The sequence below is a fragment of the Benzoatithermus flavus genome, assembly GCF_037908215.1.
In the GTDB taxonomy this organism is placed as follows: Bacteria; Pseudomonadota; Alphaproteobacteria; order Geminicoccales; family Geminicoccaceae; genus Benzoatithermus; species Benzoatithermus flavus.
Map to the genome: position 1 here is coordinate 161,409 of NZ_JBBLZC010000007.1, position 17,655 is coordinate 179,063.

The following is a 17,655-nucleotide window of genomic DNA, read 5'->3' on the forward strand; positions in this document are numbered from 1 at the left end:
GTGCCGATGGATCACGGCCCCAAAAGGCCTTCAAGCTGACCAGGTGGTTCCATGTCGTCGCCGACCTCCCCTGCGAGGATTGGACCTGACAAACCACCGAGCAACGGTTATTCCGGCCCCACGCCGGAACATTCATATCGGCTGATCTGAACCACCGTTACTCTACGATCCATACATGCGCCTCGCTGGGATCCTTGTCAACACCCCCTTCCGGCAGGTCACTTCGGGGTGGAGCCTTCGGGCATGATGCTGCGCGGCGCGTAGCCGAAGATCTCGAAGGTGCCGTTCAGCGTCGGATTCTCGTCGGCCATGCCGGCCTCGGACCGGCTCGCTAGATCCATGCTGCGCACGACGAGCACAGGGTTTCTGGTCTCGACCGCGTAGAGGAAGTCGCGCATGGTGGCGATGTCGCCGCTCATCGTGAGTCGCAGCCCTATCCGGACGAAAGGAGCCGCCTCTTCGGGATCGAGGATCTGCACGGTCGCGATCTCGCCGCCCATCGCCGCGGCCAGTCCCGAGAGGTCGCCCTGGAGCTGCGCCGCGGCGACCGCGGGCGTGCTGCCGGGGAGCAGCGCCTCCTTGAGATCGCCGGATTCCTTGAGCCGGCGCTCCTGCGCCAGGAGCTCCTCGCGCAAGGGTACCCGCGCCCGGAGCTCGGCGATCCGCCGCTGCCCGGCCGCGAGCGCCGCCTCCTGCCGCTGCAGATAGGCGAACGGCAGATAGAGGATTCCGCACAGCACGATGACGGCGGCGACGAGAATCAGCAGCGCCAGATAGCGCCGCTGACGCGGCGGCAGACGCTCGATCACAGCTTCGCCTCCACCCTGGGCTCGACCGTAGCGCTGATCGCGAACCGCTCCACCTCGCGCTCCGTGCCGTCCGGACCGGTGATCCGCACCCGCGTGCTCGGCGTCTGGAAGCGGGTGCTCGAGAATCCCGGGGTCCTCTCGATCAAGGGGATCAGTGCCGAGGCGTCCTCGGCCATGCCGGAGATCATGAGCTCCCGATCCTCGAGCCGCACCTCGGAGAGCCAGACCGTGTCGGGCAGAAGCCGGCTCAGGACCTCGAGCACCACGAGCGGCGAGGGCCGGCCGCGCCGGTCGTTGTTGAGGAAATCGGCCTCGGCCTGCATCGCCGAGATCCGAGCCCGCAGCTCGGGCAGATCGGCCAGACGCTGCTCGAGCCCGCGCACGAGCTGGTTCTGCATGGCGATCCGGTCCTGGCGCTCGTAGATCTGCCAGCCCGCCCAGCCGGCGCCGGCAAGCAGCGCCAGCGCGACGAGACCCATGATCGTCCGGGCGAGCCAGCCGCCGCGCCGCTCGCCACCTTCCGCCTGCAGGAGATCCACACCCGCCGTCCGGCCCTCGTCGAGCGCCACGTCGATCCCGGTGGGCGCGATGCCGCACGCCGCGAGCCGGCGTCGCAGCGCATCGACGGTGGCGCGCGGGGCTGCGGCGAGGAGGACCTCCAGCATCCCGTCGCTCCGGCGCCTCACCACCCGCTGGGCGGCATAGACCTGCTCGGCCGGCCAGGGGGTCAGAAGGTCGATCTTGTGGGCCATGATCCGGCCGAGATCGTCCTCGGCCGAGGCCGGCAGGAGGTCGGTCGTGGTGAGCGCCTCGTGCTGGCTCAGGACCAGGACCAGCGATTCCTTGGTGCGCTCGATCGCCCGGCGCAGCTTCGGATCGACCAGCATCGCCGCATCGCGCGGCGAAGCGCCCTCCATGTCCTCGGGCAGAAGAAAGCTGCCGAGCGGGGTCAGGCGCTGGCCGCGCCGGGCCACCACGCGAACGAACGGACGCTCGAGCCACAAGAGCAGCGCCGCCCGCCGGCCGCTTCGCTCGCGCCAGCGGCGGGGCAGCATGTCCTGCAGCTCGCCCAGCCACCAGGCGAGAAAGCCCTCCGGCTGCTCGGCCGCAACGGTCGATCGGGTGAGCGCCATCACGGCTTGCCGCCCTGATCGGGGATGAAGGGGGTCCAGTCCAGCATCACGAAAGGCTCGCTGCCACCCGACGAGTCGGGATTGAGGCTGATCACGGCTCGGGCCGCAGCCTCGTAGCCGTTGGGAAAGCGCACGTCCAGCATGACCGTCTGCACCCCGCTGGCATCGTGCCCGTCGCCGTTCCGGCGGCCTCGGGCATCCTCGCCGTCGGTCCGATCCCTGCTCGCGAAGCTGCTTCGCCCGGCATCGGGCGAGAGGCCGCTCTCGCGTGTGCCGCTGACCGCAGGTGCGAGCCGGCCACCGCCGCTGGCCATGCCCGAGCCGCCGGGCGAGACGTCGACCTGGAGGCCCGCGCTCGCCCCCGATGCGTCCCGGCCGAGACCCTGGCCCTGATCCTGCCCCTCGTTGTCGCTCGGGTCGTGGCTGGGCGCCAGGCCGCGTGCGATCGTCAGCGCCCGTCGCACCTGCGCCGGCGCCTTGGTCGCTTCCGGTGTGGGCGCGCCGGAATAGATCGTGATCAAGGGGGCGAGGCGCGCCCAGACGCCGGCGTCCACCGGCGGCAGGTAGCGCAGCTCGGCCGGATGCGCGAACGGGCGGTTGGCAGCGCCCGACGTGCCGCGCTGGGCCCCGGCATAGTCACGGTCCTCCGCCCCGTTCTTGCGCTTGAGCTTGTTCTCGTCGCGCCAGTCCAGAATCGTGTCGGCCAGCGCCGCCGCCTGCATGTCCCGCAGGCCCACGGCGAGTGGAAGGGCGCGCAGGAGCGGCTCCTCGGCCTTGTTGATGTCGACCTTGCCGGCCTCGTTCTCCAGCGTCACCCGCACCTGCACGCCGTCGAACGTCCAGCTAAGCTGCGGCGGCACGATCTGCCGGCTGGTCTTGTTGGCGATCAGCGCCACCGTCTGCTGCAGGGCAGCGTGCAGCGCGGCCTGGGCCTGGACCGCCTCGGCCTGGGCGCGCATGGTCACGGCATCGCTCTGCCGCGCGCCGATGAAGGCCACCGCCGCCGCCGCCATGGCGGCCGCGAACACGAGCGTCACCACGAGCGCGGCGCCCCGCTCGCTCTCGCGCCCCGTCACGAGCCGCCTCCGCTACCGAACCGCGGCGATCCGCCGGAGCCGAAGGACGAGCTGCCCGATCCGAAGGACGACCCGCTGGAGCCGAACGACGAGCCGCCGGTTCCTGAAGACCGGCTGCCGAACCCCGACGAGGTGGTGCCGCCCGTGCCGTCGCCCGCGGCCTCGCCTCCCGTCCCGCCGGGCCCTTTCTCCTTGGGGCTCAGCGAGCAGCCGGCCGTGCTCGGCGCATCCTGCGTGCCGCAATACCAGGGCACGCGGATCATCAGCGGCACCACGAGCTCTGGCCAGCCCGGCTTCTCGTCGGCGGCCAGCCGCACCGCCTGCGGGAGCTGCGGCATCCGCGGCCACTCCTCGTGCCACTGCGGCGCCTCGCGCTCCTTGAGTCGGCCGAAATAGGTGAAGTGCAGATCGCGCGTGAGGCGCACGATCACGCGCGGCTCGCTGTTCTCGACGACGGCGAGATCGGGCCTGGCCGGGTCGAGCGGAGCGCGCCGGAGCTCCAGGCGGTGGCCGTTGCCGTCGGTGACGACGGCGTACTCGTAGGCGAAGTAGGGCAGGCCGGCGAGGAAGGGTGGTGCCACGTTCGCGAACCGCACCCGGTCCGGCCCGCCCTCGAACAGCACGACGTCCTTGTTGTCCACCTTGTGCATCAGAGGCTCGGCGCGCTCGAGCTCGCCGCGCAGCACGTTGAAGCCGAGTGTCAGCTCCTCCAGCGCCTCGCGACGCGTGTCGGTATGGTCGAAGGCCCGGAACACGAAGCGGAAGCCCGCCATCATGGTGATGGCGATGAGCGAGAGCACCACCATGCTGACCAGGAGCTCGACCAGCGTGAAGCCGGCGGCACCGACCGGGTGGCGACGCTCAGCGCACCGCGGCGCGACCACGGCGTGGCTCCATGACGAGGCTCGTGAGCTCGAAATGCTCCTCACCCTTCTGCACGCTGACCCGGACGAGACGGAGCCGGATCTTTTCCCGCGGCTGCGTGCCTTGCGGACCGCCGCGCGTCTCGTCCCCGCCGGGGGCGGCATCCGGCCCGCCGCTCTCGGCGCGATCCCCGAACCCGCCGCCACCCGATCGATCCCCGAAGCTGCTCCCGCCCGACTGATCGCCGAAACCGCTGCCGCTGGAGCGATCGCCGAACGCGCTGTCGCCGGCACTGCCGAACCCACTTCCCGAATCGTAGCTGCCGGAGCGATCGCCGAAGCCGCCGTTCTCGCTGCCGCCGAGGCTGCCGCCGCCGTCGTCGCGCCGGGCGAGCTGGCTGGTCGATGGCGGCGCCCGCCGCTCCGGCAGCAGATCTTGCGGCGGCTCGTAGGGCTCGCTCGTGATCGCCCAGCGCAGCCCGCCCTCGATGTCGCCGTGGAGATCGCCTCCTATCGGATTGTAGTCGAGCCGGGTGCGCGCCATCAGATTCTGTGCCACGAGGGCCAGCAGCAGCCGGTCCTCGTCGCGATGCGCGGCGCGCAGGCCCTTGCCGAAGATGTCGAACACGGTGGTGAGCACCACGCCCAGGATCGCCAGCGCCACCAGGGTCTCGAGCAGGGTGAACCCGGCCGTGCCGGAACGTTGCCGTCGTGTCGTCATGGCGCCGGTCCGACCGTGACGCGGCCCGTGAGCCAGTCGATGCTGATTGCACGCCGGCCGTCGCTCGCCTCCAGCACGATCCGGCCCCCGGTCGAGGCACCGGTAGGAAAGAAGGTGAGTCCCTGCTCCCCCAACGCCGCCTCCGCCACGACCGTGCCCGGCGGCAGGATCGGGGTCACGCTCTGTGCGTTGATCGTCAATACCCGCCCGCTGCGCATGGCGATCGAGCGCTGGTCACGGATCGCCAGCGCTACCCGCTGCGCGGTCCGGTCGATGTCGGGGCGCAGGAGCGCGTTCAGGCGCGGCATGGCGATCGCCGCGACGAGGGCGACGATCGTGAGCGTCACCAGGAGCTCGATCAGGGTGAAGCCGCGCTCACCTGCCCCAGCTCGTGACATCGGCCGCCTCGCCGGTGCCGCCCGGGGCCTTGTCGGCGCCGAGGGAATAGAGATCGTAGGCGCCGTGCTCGCCGGGCATACGGTAGACATAAGCGTTGCCCCACGGATCGGTCGGGAGCTGCGGGCTGTCGATGTAGGGGCCCTTCCAGCCAGGGACGTTGCCGGGGTTGCGGACCAGAGCGGCGAGCCCCTGCTGCGTGGTGGGGTAGCTGCCCGTATCGAGCCGGTAGAGGTCGAGCGCCGACTTGAAGTTCTCGACCTGCAGCCGTGCCGTATCCGATTTGGCCCCGCCAAGATAACCGATCACGCGAGGCCCGGCCAGAGCGGCGAGCAGACCCAGGATCACGAGCACGACGAGCAGCTCGATCAGGGTGAATCCGGCCTCGCGGCGGCGCCCGGCCACCGGCTTGCGCTTGGTATCGTTCGACATGGATCGGCCCTTCTCCGCCGCAGTCAGGCGCCGCCTCAGCGGCCAGCATCGTGTCATCGTTGGGGCGGCGCCTCGGTGTCCGCACCCGGATCCGGCAGGTCGCCCTCGTCGGGCGGCACATCGGCGTCCGGAGCCGGCAGATCCTCCCCGGTTCCGTCGGTGCCGGGCTCGCCGCCCATCCCGTCGGGGTTCGCCTCGTCGGGGGGCGCGGCATCCTGTCCCGTCTCGCCCTGGTCCGGCGGCGCAGCCTCCTCCTGCGCGCCTGCCGCCGCGGCCCGGTCGCCCCGTGCCTTGGCTTGGTCCCTGCCGTGCTTGCCTCGCGGCGTTTTCGGCGCCGGTGCTTCGGCCGGCGGCTGGCGCAGGCTCGCGCCGAAGATCTCGAAGGTCCGCCGCTCGTCGCCGGCACCCAGCACGAGCTGGTTGCGTCCGATCGCGAGCACCTCCCAGGGGCCGACACGGTCGCCCGGCACGAGCCGCGCCACCTCGTTGGTCGAGGGATAGGTGACGAGCGCTGCCGACTTGCCGTTCTGCTGCACGGTGCCGAAGAAGCGCAGGTCGGGCTCGCCGGGACCCGAAGGCCCCGGCGCCGCGGTCTGCGTTACCTGCTGCTGCGGCTGCTCCGGTGGCGGCTCCGGGATGTCCGGCATGCGCCGGGTCGGCGAGAACAGAGGCCGCTCGACCACCGCGGTGAACCGCTCGAGCGGCGGCATCACGTAAGGTGCCGCCGCCGTGCCCGGTTGGCCGGCCTCGGCACTGCTCTCCGGGATCGCGGCCGCCGCGGGCTCGACCGCGCGCACCGCCACGGCCGGCGTCGATTCCGGCTGCGTCCACAGGAGGTAGGGCACCGCGAGTGCCCCCACAGCGAGGAGAAGCTTGGTGGCGGGATGCCACTTGGTCACGGCGGTCGAGGTCACGGGCTCACTTCGAAGGCAGATTGTTCCTAGGAGAGGGACGGACGGGCCGTCAATAGAAGCTGCCGCGACGAATCCTGCCGGGCGGAAGCCGGGATCACAAGGCGAGTTCGTTCACGCTCAGCACCGCCGTCAGGATCGACATCACGATGCCGCCGACGACGAGGCCGAGCACGATCACGGTCGCGGGCTCGATGATGGCGACGAGCCGCTGCAGCCGGGTCGCGACCCGCTCCTCGAACGTGCCGGCGAGGTGCGCCGCCACCGGCTGCAGCCGGCCACTCTCCTCGCCCACGCGCAGCATCTTGACCGCGAGCGGGGCCAGGATTCCGGCCTGCGTCAGGCTGTCGGCCAGGGTGCGGCCCGTGCGCACGCGGGTGATCACGTCGTCCATCGCCACGCGGCCGTGCAGGTTGCCCAGGATGTCGCGGCTGACCAGAAGCGCCTGTGGCAGGTCGAGTCCGCCGCCGAGGCAGGTGGCGAGGCCGCGGCAGAACTGCGCCGTCATCCGGTCGCGGATGAGCATCCCGATCATGGGCAGCCGCAGGAGCCAGCGATCGACGACCGTGCGCGGACCGGGGCGGCGCAGGAGCCGCTCGCCCGCGAACAGCGCCGCCGTCACGGCGACGAGCAGGAGATAGCCCTGGTTCCTCACGAAGTCGGCCGCGGCCAGCACCACCTGGGTGCTCGCCGGGAGCGCCGCTCCTGCGTTCGCGAACATCGGCTCCATGCGCGGCACCACGACCGTGAGCAGCACGATCACGGCACCGATCGCGGTGAGGAACAGCACCACCGGATAGATCATGGCCGAGTTCAGTTTCGAGCGCAGCGCCTCGGTGCGCTCGCGCATGGTGCCGAGCTCGGCGAGCGACGCGCCGAGCTTGCCCGAGGCCTCGCCGGCGCGGACGATGCTGATGTAAAGGGGCGGGAAGTAGCGCGGCTCCGCTGCCAGCGCATCGCTCAGGCTCGAGCCGCTCCTGACCTTCAGGAGCACGTTCTCGACCGCGGCGGCGAGGCCCTTGTCCGGGATCTCCTCGCGCGCCAGCGCCAGGGCGCCCTCGACGGTCTGGCCGGCGCCCAGGAGCGTCGCGAGCTCGCGGGTGAGCTGGGTCACGTGCTTGGCCGCCCGCGTGGCGACCACGGGCGCAGCCCGCCGCTCGGCCCGCGCACCCGTCGCGGGTGCCGCGTCGATCGGGATCAGGCCGCTGTCCTGCAGCCGGGCGATCGCGGTGCGCACGTCGGCGGCCTCGAGCTCGCCGGTCACCCGCTCGCCCGTGGTGGTGAGCGCCCGGTAGGCGAAGGTCGGCACCGGTCTTCCGCCCCTACCAGTCCTCGCTGGTCACGCTGCACACCTCGTCCAGCGTGGTGATGCCGGCGAGACATTTGTACAGGCCGTCCACGTACATGGTCCGCATCCCGGCCTTCATCGCCGTCTGCGCCACGGCCTGGGTCGAGGCGCGTGAGCGGATCAGCTCGCGGATCGGCTCGTCGACCTCGAGGAACTCGAAGATGCCCTGCCGGCCGACGAAGCCGACGTTCTCGCACGCCTCGCAGCCCGGCGCCTCGAAGAGGCGGAGATCCTCGGGCACCTCGATCCCGGCTGCGGTGAAGAAGGCCCGCTCGTGCGCCGTCGCCGACCGCGGCCGCTTGCAGCTCGGGCACAAGACGCCGACGAGGCGCTGGCCCAGGATGCCGCGCAGGACCGAGGCGAGCAGATAGGGCTCCACGCCCATGTCGAGCAGGCGGGCCACGGCGCCGGCGGCGCTGTTGGTATGGAGCGTGGTGAGGAGCAGGTGGCCCGTGAGCGCCGCATGGACGGCGATCTCGGCCGTCTCGGGGTCGCGCGTCTCGCCCACCATGACCACGTCGGGGTCGTGGCGCACGACCGAGCGCAGCACGCGGGCGAAGTCGAGGTCGATCTCGGGCCGGACCTGGATCTGGGTGATGCCGTCGATCTGGTACTCGATCGGGTCCTCGATCGAGATCAGCTTGTCGCTGGTCTTGTTGAGATGGCGCAGCGCCGCGTAGAGCGTCGTGGTCTTGCCACTGCCGGTCGGGCCCGTCACCAGCAGCATGCCGTGCGGTGCGGCGAGCACGCGCTTGAGCCGCGCCTCGACCGCAGGATCGAGGCCGAGGTCGGGGAAGTCGCCGCCCTGCGCGCTCTGGTCGAGGATGCGGATGACGAGGCTCTCGCCGTGCACGGAAGGCGCGGTCGCGACGCGCAGATCGATCCGCCGCCCGAGCAGCGTCAGGCGCGCGCGCCCGTCCTGCGGCAGGCGGCGCTCGGCGATGTCGAGCTTGGCCAGGATCTTGATGCGCGAGATCACCGCGGCCGAGAGCCGGGCCGGGGGAGCCCCGGCTTCGCGTAGGCGGCCGTGCACGCGGTAGCGCACCCGCAAGTGCTCGCGTGCGGGCTCGATGTGGATGTCGGAGGCGTGTAGCCGCAGTGCATCGGTGAGGAGCTGGTTCACGAGCCGCACCACGGGCGCTTCCTGCGCCGCGCCGATCAGGTGCTCGACGTCGGCCCCGGCGTCGCTGCCGAGATCCTCGCCGATATCGTCCACGATCCGCTGCAGAGCGCTCTGGCCGGCATCCCAATAGCGGGCATAGGCCTTCTGCAGATCCTCGAGCGCCGCGATCACCGGCACGACGTTGCGCTGGGTCGCGATCGCCACTGCCCGGATGGCGTAGGTGTTACCGGGATCGCTCATGGCGAGCCAGACCGTGTCGGCGGTGGCTCTGACCGGCAGCACGCCCGCGTTGCGCAAGAACCGGGGCGAGATCGCGTCGGCGAGCAGGGGCTCGCGCGGCAGGTCCTCGGCCGTGACCAGCTCGATGTCGTAGTGCCTGGCGACCGCCTCGGCCCAGTCCTGGCTGGTGATCAGGCCCAGGCTCGCCACCGTCGCGGCCAGGCTCTGCCGCTGCTCCTGTGCCATGGCCGTGGCACGCACGGCCGCGTCGGCCGAGATGCGGCCGGCGAGCACGAGCCGCGCCAGCACCGGGTCGAGCTGACGGGTGCGCGGGTCCTCGAGGGCCGTGGTGCCGGCACCGCGCGCCGCCGGCTGCTCGAGAGTGTAAGCCATGGACATCGATGCTCGATCCGGAAAACGAGGGCGTAGATCGATGAGCCGCCTCCCTCGAGAGAAGCCTGTCTCATAGATACCGCAGTCGGTTGCCCTCCGATAGCCACCCGCGTCCAATGGGCGCTAGGAGGTAGGACCTGCCGGCGCGCTCCGTCTGTGGCCGAGGCCACAAAAGAGCCGTTTGCGGCCGGGCGTCGTCCGCCCCGATCCGGCTTCCATGTGGTGCCGTCGGCAGCACCGACAAGGGCCGCAGGCTGCCGCGGCCGGAGGAGCAGGGTCAAGAAATGCCCATCGGGGCCCGGTCTGCGCTAAATTGGCCTGGTCGGCTCGGAGCGTCCCTCTATCCGGTCGGCCACGCGAACTTTCGGAGATGGATCATGACGCTTTCTCTCGGGCTCGCCCGGCGCCGGCTGCTCGGCGCCTCGGCTGTCGTGGCGCTGGCAGGCCTCGCGCACGCCGCCCCGGCCGCGGCCGACGTCACCGTGGGCGTGGCGCTGGGGCTCACCGGCCCCGCCGCCGCTTACGGCGAGCAGGCCAAGCACGGCATCGATGCCGCGGTCGCGGTGATCAACCGGGGCGGCGGGGCGAACGGCGAGAAGATCAGGCTCGAGACCGCCGACGACGCCTGCGACCCGAAGCAGGCCGTGGCGGTGGCCAACCGCTTCGCGAGCCAGGGGGTGAAGCTGGTCCTGGGCCATCTCTGCTCGAGCGCCACGATCGCCGCCGCCGACGTCTACGCCGACGAAGGCATCGTGATGATCACCGCTTCGGCCACCAATCCGGCCGTGACCGAGAAAGGTCACGAGATGGTGTTCCGCGCCTGCGGCCGCGACGACCAGCAGGGTGCGGCCGCGGGGCAGATGCTAGCCGAGCGGTTCAAGGGCAAAAAGATCGCCGTCGTCGACGACAAGAGCGCCTACGGCAAGGGCCTGGCCGAGCAGGCCGAGCTCGCCATGAAGGCCAAGGGTGTCGAGCCCGCGCTCACGAGCTCGGTCAATGCCGGCGAGAAGGACTTCTCCGCCCTCATCACGCGGCTGAAGCAGGAAGGGATCGACGTCGTCTATTACGGCGGCTACCACGTCGAGCTCGGCCTCATCGTCCGCCAGGCGCGCGAGCAGGGGCTGGAGGCGCAGTTCGTGAGCGGCGAGGCCACGTCCGCGGCCGAGTTCTGGCAGATCACCGGTCCGGCCGGCAACGGCACGCTGTTCACCTATGCGCCCGAGGTGAAGTCGCAGCCCGGTGCCGCCGAAGCCATCAAGGCCATCAAGGAGGTCGCCGGACCCAACGCCGACCCCGACAACTTCGCCTTCTACTACTACGCTGCCGTGCAGATTCTGGCCCAGGCCATCGAGAAGGCGGGCTCGGCCGAGCCCGAGGCGGTGGCCGAGGCGCTGCACGGCACCCCGTCCTTCGCGACCGTGGTGGGGCCCATGGCGTTCGATGCCAAGGGCGACCTCAAAGCGCCGGCTTACGCCTTCTACGAATGGCGCGACGGCAGGTACGCTCCCGCCCGGCTCTGACCGGCCGCGGATGCTCGCCGAGGCGTGATCCTCCCCGTATGTCTCATGCGGCCACGGGGAGGATCGCGTGGCGGATGCAGCTCTGCTAATGGAGCCCCGAAACGGGCCGCGAGGTCGGCTCCGGGCGCCGCCACGCCCGCGAGGCCGACCCGGCGCAGCCGGATCTGTCGGGGAACCGCGACCCATGGGCCTGCCGGATGTCGTTCTCATCTGCTTTCTGATCTTGGGCCTCGTGCTGCTCGTCTGCTTCGAGGCGGTGCGGATCTACAACGAGGGCGGCCTCAAGCTGTTCTTCTGGCCGCGCCTCAACCACGGCTACGAGGTGGGGCCGGTCGCCCGCCTCGCCATCGCGCCCTGGGTGCTGCTCGCCTTCCTGTGCGGCGGGAACGGCGTCGTGATCGCGCTCTTCGGCCACGACATGTTCGGGAACCCGTTCAGCAGCTATCTTCCCTGGTTCGCGGGCATGCTCGTGCCCTTCCTCATGATCCACCTGATCGACCACCATCGCAGCCTGGTCGCCGCCACCATCGGGCTCCTGCTCCTGGCCGCGGGCTCGGCCTACATGATCTGGTCGCTCGCCGCCTGGGCCTGGGTGCCGCTCGTCGCCATCCTCCTGCTCTGGTCTTTGAACGGTGTGCGCGCCACCTATGCCGAGCGGTCGATGAGCTGACGGGAGAGAGAGAGAGAGAGCGGCATGACGCCGGAAGAGCATCACGACGCGCTGATCGACGCCCGCGGCCTGAGCTGCCCTCTGCCGCTGGTCAAGGCCCGGCAGGCCCTGATGGTGCTGCCGCCGGGGGCCACGGTCCGCGTACTCGCGACCGACCCGGCGGCTCCGCGCGACTTCGAGGAGTTCGCGCTCTTGACCGGCCACGAGCTCAAGGACAGCCGCGAGGCCGACGGCGTCTACTGCTTCGTCCTGGTGAAGCGCGGCTGAGCCCTCGACCCGATCCATCGGGCGCTTGACGGGCGGCCTTTCGTACCGCCATCGCTGCCGCCTCTGGTTCGTCGTATCCGAGGAGAAGAGGAATGAGCGGGAGGCTTCAAGGCAAGCGGGCGCTGGTCACCGCGGCGGCGCAAGGCATCGGCCGGGCGAGCGCCGAGCTGTTCGCGCGCGAGGGCGCGCAGGTCGTCGCGACCGACATCGACGCGGCGAAGCTTGCAGGGCTTACGGACTGCGATACCCGGCGGCTCGACGTCATGGACGGTGCCGCGATCCAGGCTCTGGCACAGGAGCTCGGGCCGATCGACGTCCTGTTCAACTGCGCCGGCTACGTCCATCACGGCACCATCCTCGAGTGCAGCGAGGAGGATTGGACGTTCTCGATGGAGCTCAACGTGCGCTCGATGTACCGCATGATCCGGGCGTTCCTGCCCGGCATGCTGGAGAAGGGCGGCGGCTCCATCGTCAACATGGCTTCCGTCGCCGGCAGCGTGAAGGGTGTCCCCAACCGATGCGTCTACGGCGCCTCCAAGGCCGCGGTGATCGGCCTCACCAAGTCGGTCGCGATCGACTTCGTGGGCAGGGGTATTCGCTGCAACGCGATCTGCCCCGGCACGGTCGAGACCCCTTCGCTTGAGGAGCGGATGCGGGCCCAGGGCGATTACGAGGCCGCGCGCAAGGCGTTCATCGCGCGTCAGCCCATGGGTCGGCTCGGCACGCCCGAGGAGATCGCCCATCTCGCCCTTTATCTTGCCTCCGACGAAAGCGCCTACACCACGGGCGTCATTCACGTTATCGATGGTGGCATGACCTGCTGACCGCCGGCGGCAGGACGAAGCCGTCGGCCCATGCGCGACCGAAGGAGCCCGGAATGCGAGGAGTAGCGGCGCTGGGCATGGGCGCCTTGGCCCTGCTGGCGGCTTGCGCCGGCGGGTCGGCGCGAGCGCCCCAGCCCCAGGCCGTGGCGGCCGTTTCTCCGGCCACACCGCCGCAGCGCCCCGACTGGAGCCGGAATCTCGGGCAGCTCCTGCCCGGTATCCGGGCCTGCCTCGCCGGCTCCGGCGGCAGGCCGGTCGGGGTCACCAAGGCTTGGCCGATCGGACAGAACCTCACGGGCGTGCGCGTGCTCGACCAGAGCGGCGACAGGCTCGACTGCGTCGCCGTCGCGGACGGGCGCAAGGTGCTGCTCACCGAGAAGGTGCGCGCCAACTCGCGGCTCGCCGGCGAGCGCAACCCGCTCTACACGCCGGCGACGGCGCAGCGTCCGGCGAGCGGCCCCTGCCTCGAGCGCGTGCCCGCGCGCGACGCCGCGGGCACGGAGGTCGGCTGGCTCACCTACGAGACCTGCCGCACGCCGGGCGAGATCGGCCCTTCGGCCGGAATCGGGCTGCCGCGGTCGTCCCGGCCGCCGCCGCAGGGCTGAGAGCGAAGGTGCGAGAAGCCCGGCTGCACGGAGCAGTCGGGTCCATCATGCGAGGGGAGGCTCGCCGCTGGCAGGTTCATCCGGATTTGCGCAACCGTGTATCCATCGGATCACTTGCATCGTGCGCTCGATCGCATCACGAATTCGTCATCTCCGGGTTGAGCGGCGCAGCGAGCGGGCCGAGCCCGTCGCTCCTGGCCCGCGAGCGGACCGCGTGTAGGACGACGAGCATGAGGAAGATTCTGGCGCCGATGCTGGCAGCGCTCATGGTGCTGCCGCTCACTGCCTGCGGTGCCGCCACCCGCGCCCAGCTCAAGCAGGCGCAAGGAAACTGCCGCGAGCGCAACCCCGACGTCGCCGAAGCGATCGCCGCCTGCAGCTTCCTTCTGGCCGAGCAGCCCTCGCCCGAGGAGCGGCTGGATCATCTCCTGACCCGCGGCCTGCTCCATGCCCGGGCCGATCGGCCGAAGGATGCCATGGCCGATCTCGACGCGGTGCTCGCGGCACGCCCCGAGGATGCCACGGCACTCCTGAAGCGGGCGGAGCTGCGCGAGCGGGCGGGCGACGTTCCGGGGGCGCTGGCCGACTACGACCGGCTGCTCGCGGTGGCGCCCTGGACGGTGGACGCGCTCGTGGCCCGCGCCCGGCTCAACCTCGCCGCCGAGAAGCACGAGCCGGCGATCCGGGATCTCACCGAAGCGCTGAAGATCCGGCAGGAGCGGGCGGATGCTTGGCTCTACCGCGCCTCGGCCTGGCGCAAGGCGGGCAAGCCCGCGGAAGCCGCAGGCGATTTCACGCAGGCGATCCGGCTCAGGCCCGATTCGGCCAACCTCTATCTCGGCCGGGCGAGCGCCTTCGTGGCCGCGGGCGACGAGGTGGCGGCGCTTCAGGACATCGAGACCGCACTCCGCCTCGATCCGAACCTCGCCGACGGCTATCTCGCCCGCGGCAATGCCCGGTTCCGCCAGGGCGACCTCGACCGGGCGCAGGCCGACCTCGACCGCGCCATCGCGCTGAAGCCCGACCTCGCCGACGCCTATCGTGTGCGTGCGCTCGTCCGGCTGAAACGCGGCGAACTCGATGCGGCGATCGCCGACTTCGGCAGCGCCGTCGAGCGCGACCCGAAGCTGGCCTCCGCCTATGCCGGCCGTGCCGACGCGCTGGCCAAGAAGGGCGACGACCAGGCCGCGATCGCCGATCTCGACCGCGCCATAGCGCTCGCCCCCGACAACCCGATCCCGTTCGTGAGCCGCGGCAACGCCAGCCTGCGCCTGAACCGTCCCGAGGCCGCGGTCGAGGACTTCGACGAGGCGATCCGCCTCCGCCCGAATCTCGCCGCCGCCTACTACGGCCGCGGCCGCGCCTATCTTCTGCAGAAGAAGCTCAAGGAGGCGCGCGCCGACTTCGAGCGGGCCCTGGCCCTCGACCCCGAGCTCGGAGCCGCGCAGCGCCAGCTCGACAATCTCGACCGGCAGATCGCGAAGACGAAGAATAGCTGAGGCCCGGCCCGGGCCTCGGCCGATCCGGGCCAGCGCCGTCGGGATCGTCGCCGGCTGCGCCTTCGCCCCCTTTGTCTTGCGGGCGCTCCTCGAAGCGACTTCAGATATTCGACCAGGTCGGCCTTCTGCCTTGAGGTGAGCTTCAGCTCGAACCGCCGGTCATAGTGGTTGACCACCGCCAGCAGGGTCGGCGCGCTGCCGTCGTGGAAATAGGGCGGATGCTGCCAGAGGGTACGTAACGGCGTCGTCCGGTATTTCCGGTGGCGGACCGGGAGGCATGGGTCGGGTTCATGCCGACCTCGGCCGGATCGTGCAGGCGGGGCACGCCCCGCCTCGGGCCGCTCGGCACGTCGGTGAAGTATGGTCCTATAGCGCCGGACCACGACAATACGCGCCGACCGCCTATCCCCTGAGCCGCGCCCCGAAATTGCGCGCCGGGTCGAGCTCGGGCGCCGTCCGGCCCAGCGGGGCCGCGGCCGGACCGCCCGCGCGCGGCAGGAAGCGGCCGGAACCGGGCACCGCCTCGAGCTTCCCGTGATCGGCGATGACCTGCCCGCGCCGCAGCACGGTCACGGGCCAGCCTTTCACCGTCCGGCCCGCATAGGGCGTATAGCCCGCATTGTCCCAGCGCGGGCCCTGCTCGATCCTGACCTCCCGCTCCGGGTCCCAGATCGCGATGTCGGCATCGGCGCCAATGGCGATGCCGCCTTTCCTCGGATGCAGCCCGTAGAGCCGTGCCGGGGCGGTGGCGGTCAGCTCGACGAACTTCTCGAGCCCGAGCCGGCCCTTGCTCACCATGGCGTCGAACAGCACCGGCAGGCGCAGCTCGAGTCCCGGCATGCCGTTGGCGATCGCCTTGAAGTGCGGGCTCGGCCCCTGCGCCAGCTTGCCGGTCTCGTCCATCCGGTAGGGCGCATGGTCCGAGGACACGGTCTGAAGCGTGCCGATCTCGAGCGCCCACCACAAGGCCTCCTGGTCGGAAGGCTCGCGCAGAGGGGGCGAGCACATCCACATCGCCCCCTCGACCCCCGGCCGGTCGAGGTCGTTCGCCGTCAGCGTCAGATACTGCGTGCAGGTCTCGCCCCACACCTTGTGCCCCTCGCCGCGCGCCCGGTGGATCACGGCCGCGCCCTCGGCGGTGCTGACGTGGAAGATCATCAGGGGCTGGTCGATCAGGGCGGCGCAGGCGATGGCGCGATGGATCGCCTCGACCTCGCCCAAGCGCGGATGCGAGGGCACGTGGTAGCGGGGATGGGTGTAGCCGCGCTCGAGCAGGCGCTTGCCCATCCAGGTGATCATGCCGTGGTTCTCGGCATGGACGCAGACCATGAGCCCGTGCGTGCGCGCGGCCTCGAGCACGTCCAGGAACTGCGCGTCCTCGACCCGGAGCCGGTCGTAGGTGAGGAACACCTTGAGCGAGCCGTGTCCGGCCCGTGCCAGCGGCGGCAGTTCCTCCTTCAGCACCTCGGGCCTGGGATCGCACAAGATCATGTGGAAGGCGTAGTCCACCATCGCCCCACGCTCGGCGGCGGCATGGTAGTCCTCGACCACCTTCGCGAGGCTCATGCCGACATGCTGGGCCGCGAACGGGATCACGGTCGTGGTGCCGCCCATCGCGGCCGAGCGGGTCGCGGTCTCGAACGTGTCGGCGTTCATGAGCCCCGACGCCGTGAGCTGCTCGATGTGGCAGTGGCTGTCGACCCCGCCCGGCAGCACGAGCCGGCCGCGCGCGTCGATCTCCCTCGCACCTTCGCCCAGGCCTTCGCCGATGGCCGCGATCCGTTCGCCCGAGATCGCCACGTCGGCCGGGAACGCGGCGGCGGTGGTGGCGACGGTCCCGCCGCGGATGACGAGATCGTAATCGGGCATGGGGCACCTGCTGTCTTTTGGCGAGGCCTGCCTCCTTATCGCCTTTGCCGGCCCCGGCAAAGCCCGGACCGCTGATAGGTGCCATCGCCCGACCTTCCGCCGGCCTCCCCGCTGCGCCAAGAATCGCCCGCCCACCCGAGCCATGCCCGAGGAGCCGACCTTGCGCGCGAGCCTTCCCATGTACGACCTGCCGGAGCTGCGTGCCGCCACCGATGGCTGGTGGGCGGGGCTTGCCGCCGCGCTCGTCCGCCAGGGCTTCGCACCCGTGCCGGCAGGGCTCGACCGCAGCGAGCCGATCGCACGCGTCTGGCACGCACCCGATCTGCTCTTGAGCCAGTGCTGCAGCCGCGATCTCGTCACCCATCTCGCGGGCGTCGTCGCCCCGGTAGCGCTGCCGTCCTATCGCGTCCCCGGCTGCGGCCCCGGCACCTACCGCTCCTTCCTCGTCGTCCGCCGCGACGATCCCAGGAGCGATCTCGCCGCCTTCGCCGGTGCGGTGGCCGCCATCAACTATCCCGGCTCGCACTCGGGCTTCGTCGCCCTTGCGCACACGCTGGCCCGTCACGGACTTCCCGAGCGCTTTCTCGGCCGCGGCCGCCTCACCGGCAGCCATCGCGCCTCGCTCGTGGCGGTGGCGGGCGGTCGGGCCGATCTCGCCGCCGTCGACTGCGTGACCTGGGCGCTCCTCGCCGCGGCCGACCCTGCCCTCGTCGGGCGCTTGCGCATCCTCGCCGAAAGCGAGCCGGCGCCGGCGTTGCCCTACGTCACCGCCATCGCCCGCCCCGAAGAGGAGCGCCGCCGGCTCTTCGCTGCTCTCGAGGAAACGGCTCTGGCGCCGGACCTCGCCGCAGTCCGCGCGCGCTTGCGGATCGCAGGCTTTCTGCCGGCGACCGCTACCGCCTTCGCCCGTACGGCGGCGATGGCGGAAGCGGCCCTGAAGGAGCCCTGCGCCATTCTCGGATGACGCGTATCGCCCT

General features: G+C 71.1%; 18 protein-coding genes and 1 pseudogene. 7 read left to right on the top strand and 12 right to left on the bottom strand.

Annotation, left to right across the window (positions count from 1 at the left end; translation table 11 throughout):
* Positions 1-218 precede the first annotated feature (218 nt).
* The 10 genes from gspM to U1T56_RS09390 all read right to left on the bottom strand — a co-directional run bounded on the left by gspM (position 219) and on the right by U1T56_RS09390 (position 9,424).
* Positions 219-809: a type II secretion system protein GspM gene (gspM, locus tag U1T56_RS09345; protein ID WP_418159190.1), complete on the bottom strand. Its 591-nt coding sequence runs from the start codon at positions 807-809 to the stop codon at positions 219-221.
* The gene (locus U1T56_RS09350) at positions 806-1,942 is read right to left on the bottom strand and encodes a PilN domain-containing protein (protein WP_418159191.1); all 1,137 of its coding nucleotides are present in this window, start codon (positions 1,940-1,942) and stop codon (positions 806-808) included. Before U1T56_RS09350 ends, gspM begins: the two co-directional genes overlap by 4 nt.
* Positions 1,942-3,018: a type II secretion system minor pseudopilin gene (locus U1T56_RS09355; RefSeq protein WP_418159192.1), complete on the bottom strand. Its 1,077-nt coding sequence runs from the start codon at positions 3,016-3,018 to the stop codon at positions 1,942-1,944. The genes U1T56_RS09350 and U1T56_RS09355 overlap by 1 nt, the downstream gene beginning before the upstream one ends.
* Positions 3,015-3,902 carry a PulJ/GspJ family protein gene (locus U1T56_RS09360; protein ID WP_418159193.1) on the bottom strand — a complete coding sequence of 296 codons (888 nt, stop codon included), beginning with the start codon at positions 3,900-3,902 and terminating at the stop codon, positions 3,015-3,017. The genes U1T56_RS09355 and U1T56_RS09360 overlap by 4 nt, the downstream gene beginning before the upstream one ends.
* A complete protein-coding gene (locus U1T56_RS09365) occupies positions 3,880-4,602 on the bottom strand; it encodes a prepilin-type N-terminal cleavage/methylation domain-containing protein (protein WP_418159194.1) in 723 nt (240 codons plus the stop codon). Before U1T56_RS09365 ends, U1T56_RS09360 begins: the two co-directional genes overlap by 23 nt.
* Complete coding sequence (locus U1T56_RS09370) at positions 4,599-5,000, bottom strand: pilus assembly FimT family protein (protein ID WP_418159195.1); 402 nt, start codon at positions 4,998-5,000, stop codon at positions 4,599-4,601. Before U1T56_RS09370 ends, U1T56_RS09365 begins: the two co-directional genes overlap by 4 nt.
* Positions 4,978-5,430: a type II secretion system major pseudopilin GspG gene (gene gspG, locus U1T56_RS09375; protein ID WP_418159196.1), complete on the bottom strand. Its 453-nt coding sequence runs from the start codon at positions 5,428-5,430 to the stop codon at positions 4,978-4,980. The genes U1T56_RS09370 and gspG overlap by 23 nt, the downstream gene beginning before the upstream one ends.
* A 53-nt stretch (positions 5,431-5,483) precedes the next feature.
* Positions 5,484-6,344, bottom strand: coding sequence for a hypothetical protein (locus U1T56_RS09380; protein ID WP_418159197.1), 861 nt, complete (start codon positions 6,342-6,344; stop codon positions 5,484-5,486).
* Positions 6,345-6,438: 94 nt separating this feature from the next.
* On the bottom strand, positions 6,439-7,650 hold the full coding sequence (locus U1T56_RS09385; RefSeq protein WP_418159198.1) for a type II secretion system F family protein: 1,212 nt from the start codon (positions 7,648-7,650) through the stop codon (positions 6,439-6,441).
* A gap of 13 nt (positions 7,651-7,663) precedes the next feature.
* On the bottom strand, positions 7,664-9,424 hold the full coding sequence (locus U1T56_RS09390) for a GspE/PulE family protein (protein ID WP_418159199.1): 1,761 nt from the start codon (positions 9,422-9,424) through the stop codon (positions 7,664-7,666).
* Positions 9,425-9,801: 377 nt separating this feature from the next.
* Here U1T56_RS09390 and U1T56_RS09395 point away from each other — a divergent pair, with 377 nt between their 5' ends.
* The 6 genes from U1T56_RS09395 to U1T56_RS09420 all read left to right on the top strand — a co-directional run bounded on the left by U1T56_RS09395 (position 9,802) and on the right by U1T56_RS09420 (position 14,809).
* Positions 9,802-10,944 (top strand): branched-chain amino acid ABC transporter substrate-binding protein, encoded by a 1,143-nt coding sequence (locus U1T56_RS09395; RefSeq protein ID WP_418159200.1) that lies wholly within the window; start codon positions 9,802-9,804, stop codon positions 10,942-10,944.
* A 184-nt stretch (positions 10,945-11,128) separates the two neighbouring features.
* Entirely contained in the window at positions 11,129-11,614 is a 486-nt protein-coding gene (locus U1T56_RS09400; RefSeq protein ID WP_418159201.1) for a hypothetical protein, read from the top strand.
* A 24-nt stretch (positions 11,615-11,638) separates the two neighbouring features.
* Positions 11,639-11,881, top strand: a complete 243-nt coding sequence (locus tag U1T56_RS09405) for a sulfurtransferase TusA family protein (protein WP_418159202.1) — start codon at positions 11,639-11,641, stop codon at positions 11,879-11,881.
* A gap of 92 nt (positions 11,882-11,973) precedes the next feature.
* Entirely contained in the window at positions 11,974-12,705 is a 732-nt protein-coding gene (locus tag U1T56_RS09410) for an SDR family oxidoreductase (RefSeq protein ID WP_418159203.1), read from the top strand.
* Positions 12,706-12,758: 53 nt separating this feature from the next.
* On the top strand, positions 12,759-13,310 hold the full coding sequence (locus U1T56_RS09415) for a hypothetical protein (protein ID WP_418159204.1): 552 nt from the start codon (positions 12,759-12,761) through the stop codon (positions 13,308-13,310).
* A 230-nt stretch (positions 13,311-13,540) separates the two neighbouring features.
* Entirely contained in the window at positions 13,541-14,809 is a 1,269-nt protein-coding gene (locus U1T56_RS09420) for a tetratricopeptide repeat protein (RefSeq protein WP_418159205.1), read from the top strand.
* A 200-nt stretch (positions 14,810-15,009) separates the two neighbouring features.
* Here U1T56_RS09420 and U1T56_RS09425 read toward each other — a convergent pair.
* Positions 15,010-15,192: pseudogene (locus U1T56_RS09425) on the bottom strand (hypothetical protein); the annotation flags it as partial.
* A gap of 19 nt (positions 15,193-15,211) precedes the next feature.
* A complete protein-coding gene (hydA, locus tag U1T56_RS09430) occupies positions 15,212-16,678 on the bottom strand; it encodes a dihydropyrimidinase (protein ID WP_418159206.1) in 1,467 nt (488 codons plus the stop codon).
* Between the two features lie 160 nt (positions 16,679-16,838).
* Between hydA and U1T56_RS09435 the strand changes: the two genes are divergently transcribed.
* Positions 16,839-17,642, top strand: a complete 804-nt coding sequence (locus tag U1T56_RS09435) for a phosphate/phosphite/phosphonate ABC transporter substrate-binding protein (RefSeq protein WP_418159207.1) — start codon at positions 16,839-16,841, stop codon at positions 17,640-17,642.
* The last annotated feature ends 13 nt before the right edge of the window (positions 17,643-17,655 follow it).

What these genes read in the sequence shown, in the direction of transcription:
- U1T56_RS09350 (WP_418159191.1), bottom strand. Translation starts at nt 1,942, where the DNA reads ATGGCGCTCACCCGATCGACCGTTGCGGCCGAGCAGCCGGAGGGCTTT.
- U1T56_RS09365 (WP_418159194.1), bottom strand. Translation starts at nt 4,602, where the DNA reads ATGACGACACGACGGCAACGTTCCGGCACGGCCGGGTTCACCCTGCTC.
- U1T56_RS09370 (WP_418159195.1), bottom strand. Translation starts at nt 5,000, where the DNA reads ATGTCACGAGCTGGGGCAGGTGAGCGCGGCTTCACCCTGATCGAGCTC.
- gspG (WP_418159196.1), bottom strand. Translation starts at nt 5,430, where the DNA reads ATGTCGAACGATACCAAGCGCAAGCCGGTGGCCGGGCGCCGCCGCGAG.
- U1T56_RS09390 (WP_418159199.1), bottom strand. Translation starts at nt 9,424, where the DNA reads ATGGCTTACACTCTCGAGCAGCCGGCGGCGCGCGGTGCCGGCACCACG.
- U1T56_RS09395 (WP_418159200.1), top strand. Translation starts at nt 9,802, where the DNA reads ATGACGCTTTCTCTCGGGCTCGCCCGGCGCCGGCTGCTCGGCGCCTCG.
- U1T56_RS09400 (WP_418159201.1), top strand. Translation starts at nt 11,129, where the DNA reads ATGGGCCTGCCGGATGTCGTTCTCATCTGCTTTCTGATCTTGGGCCTC.
- U1T56_RS09405 (WP_418159202.1), top strand. Translation starts at nt 11,639, where the DNA reads ATGACGCCGGAAGAGCATCACGACGCGCTGATCGACGCCCGCGGCCTG.
- U1T56_RS09410 (WP_418159203.1), top strand. Translation starts at nt 11,974, where the DNA reads ATGAGCGGGAGGCTTCAAGGCAAGCGGGCGCTGGTCACCGCGGCGGCG.
- U1T56_RS09415 (WP_418159204.1), top strand. Translation starts at nt 12,759, where the DNA reads ATGCGAGGAGTAGCGGCGCTGGGCATGGGCGCCTTGGCCCTGCTGGCG.
- U1T56_RS09420 (WP_418159205.1), top strand. Translation starts at nt 13,541, where the DNA reads ATGAGGAAGATTCTGGCGCCGATGCTGGCAGCGCTCATGGTGCTGCCG.
- hydA (WP_418159206.1), bottom strand. Translation starts at nt 16,678, where the DNA reads ATGCCCGATTACGATCTCGTCATCCGCGGCGGGACCGTCGCCACCACC.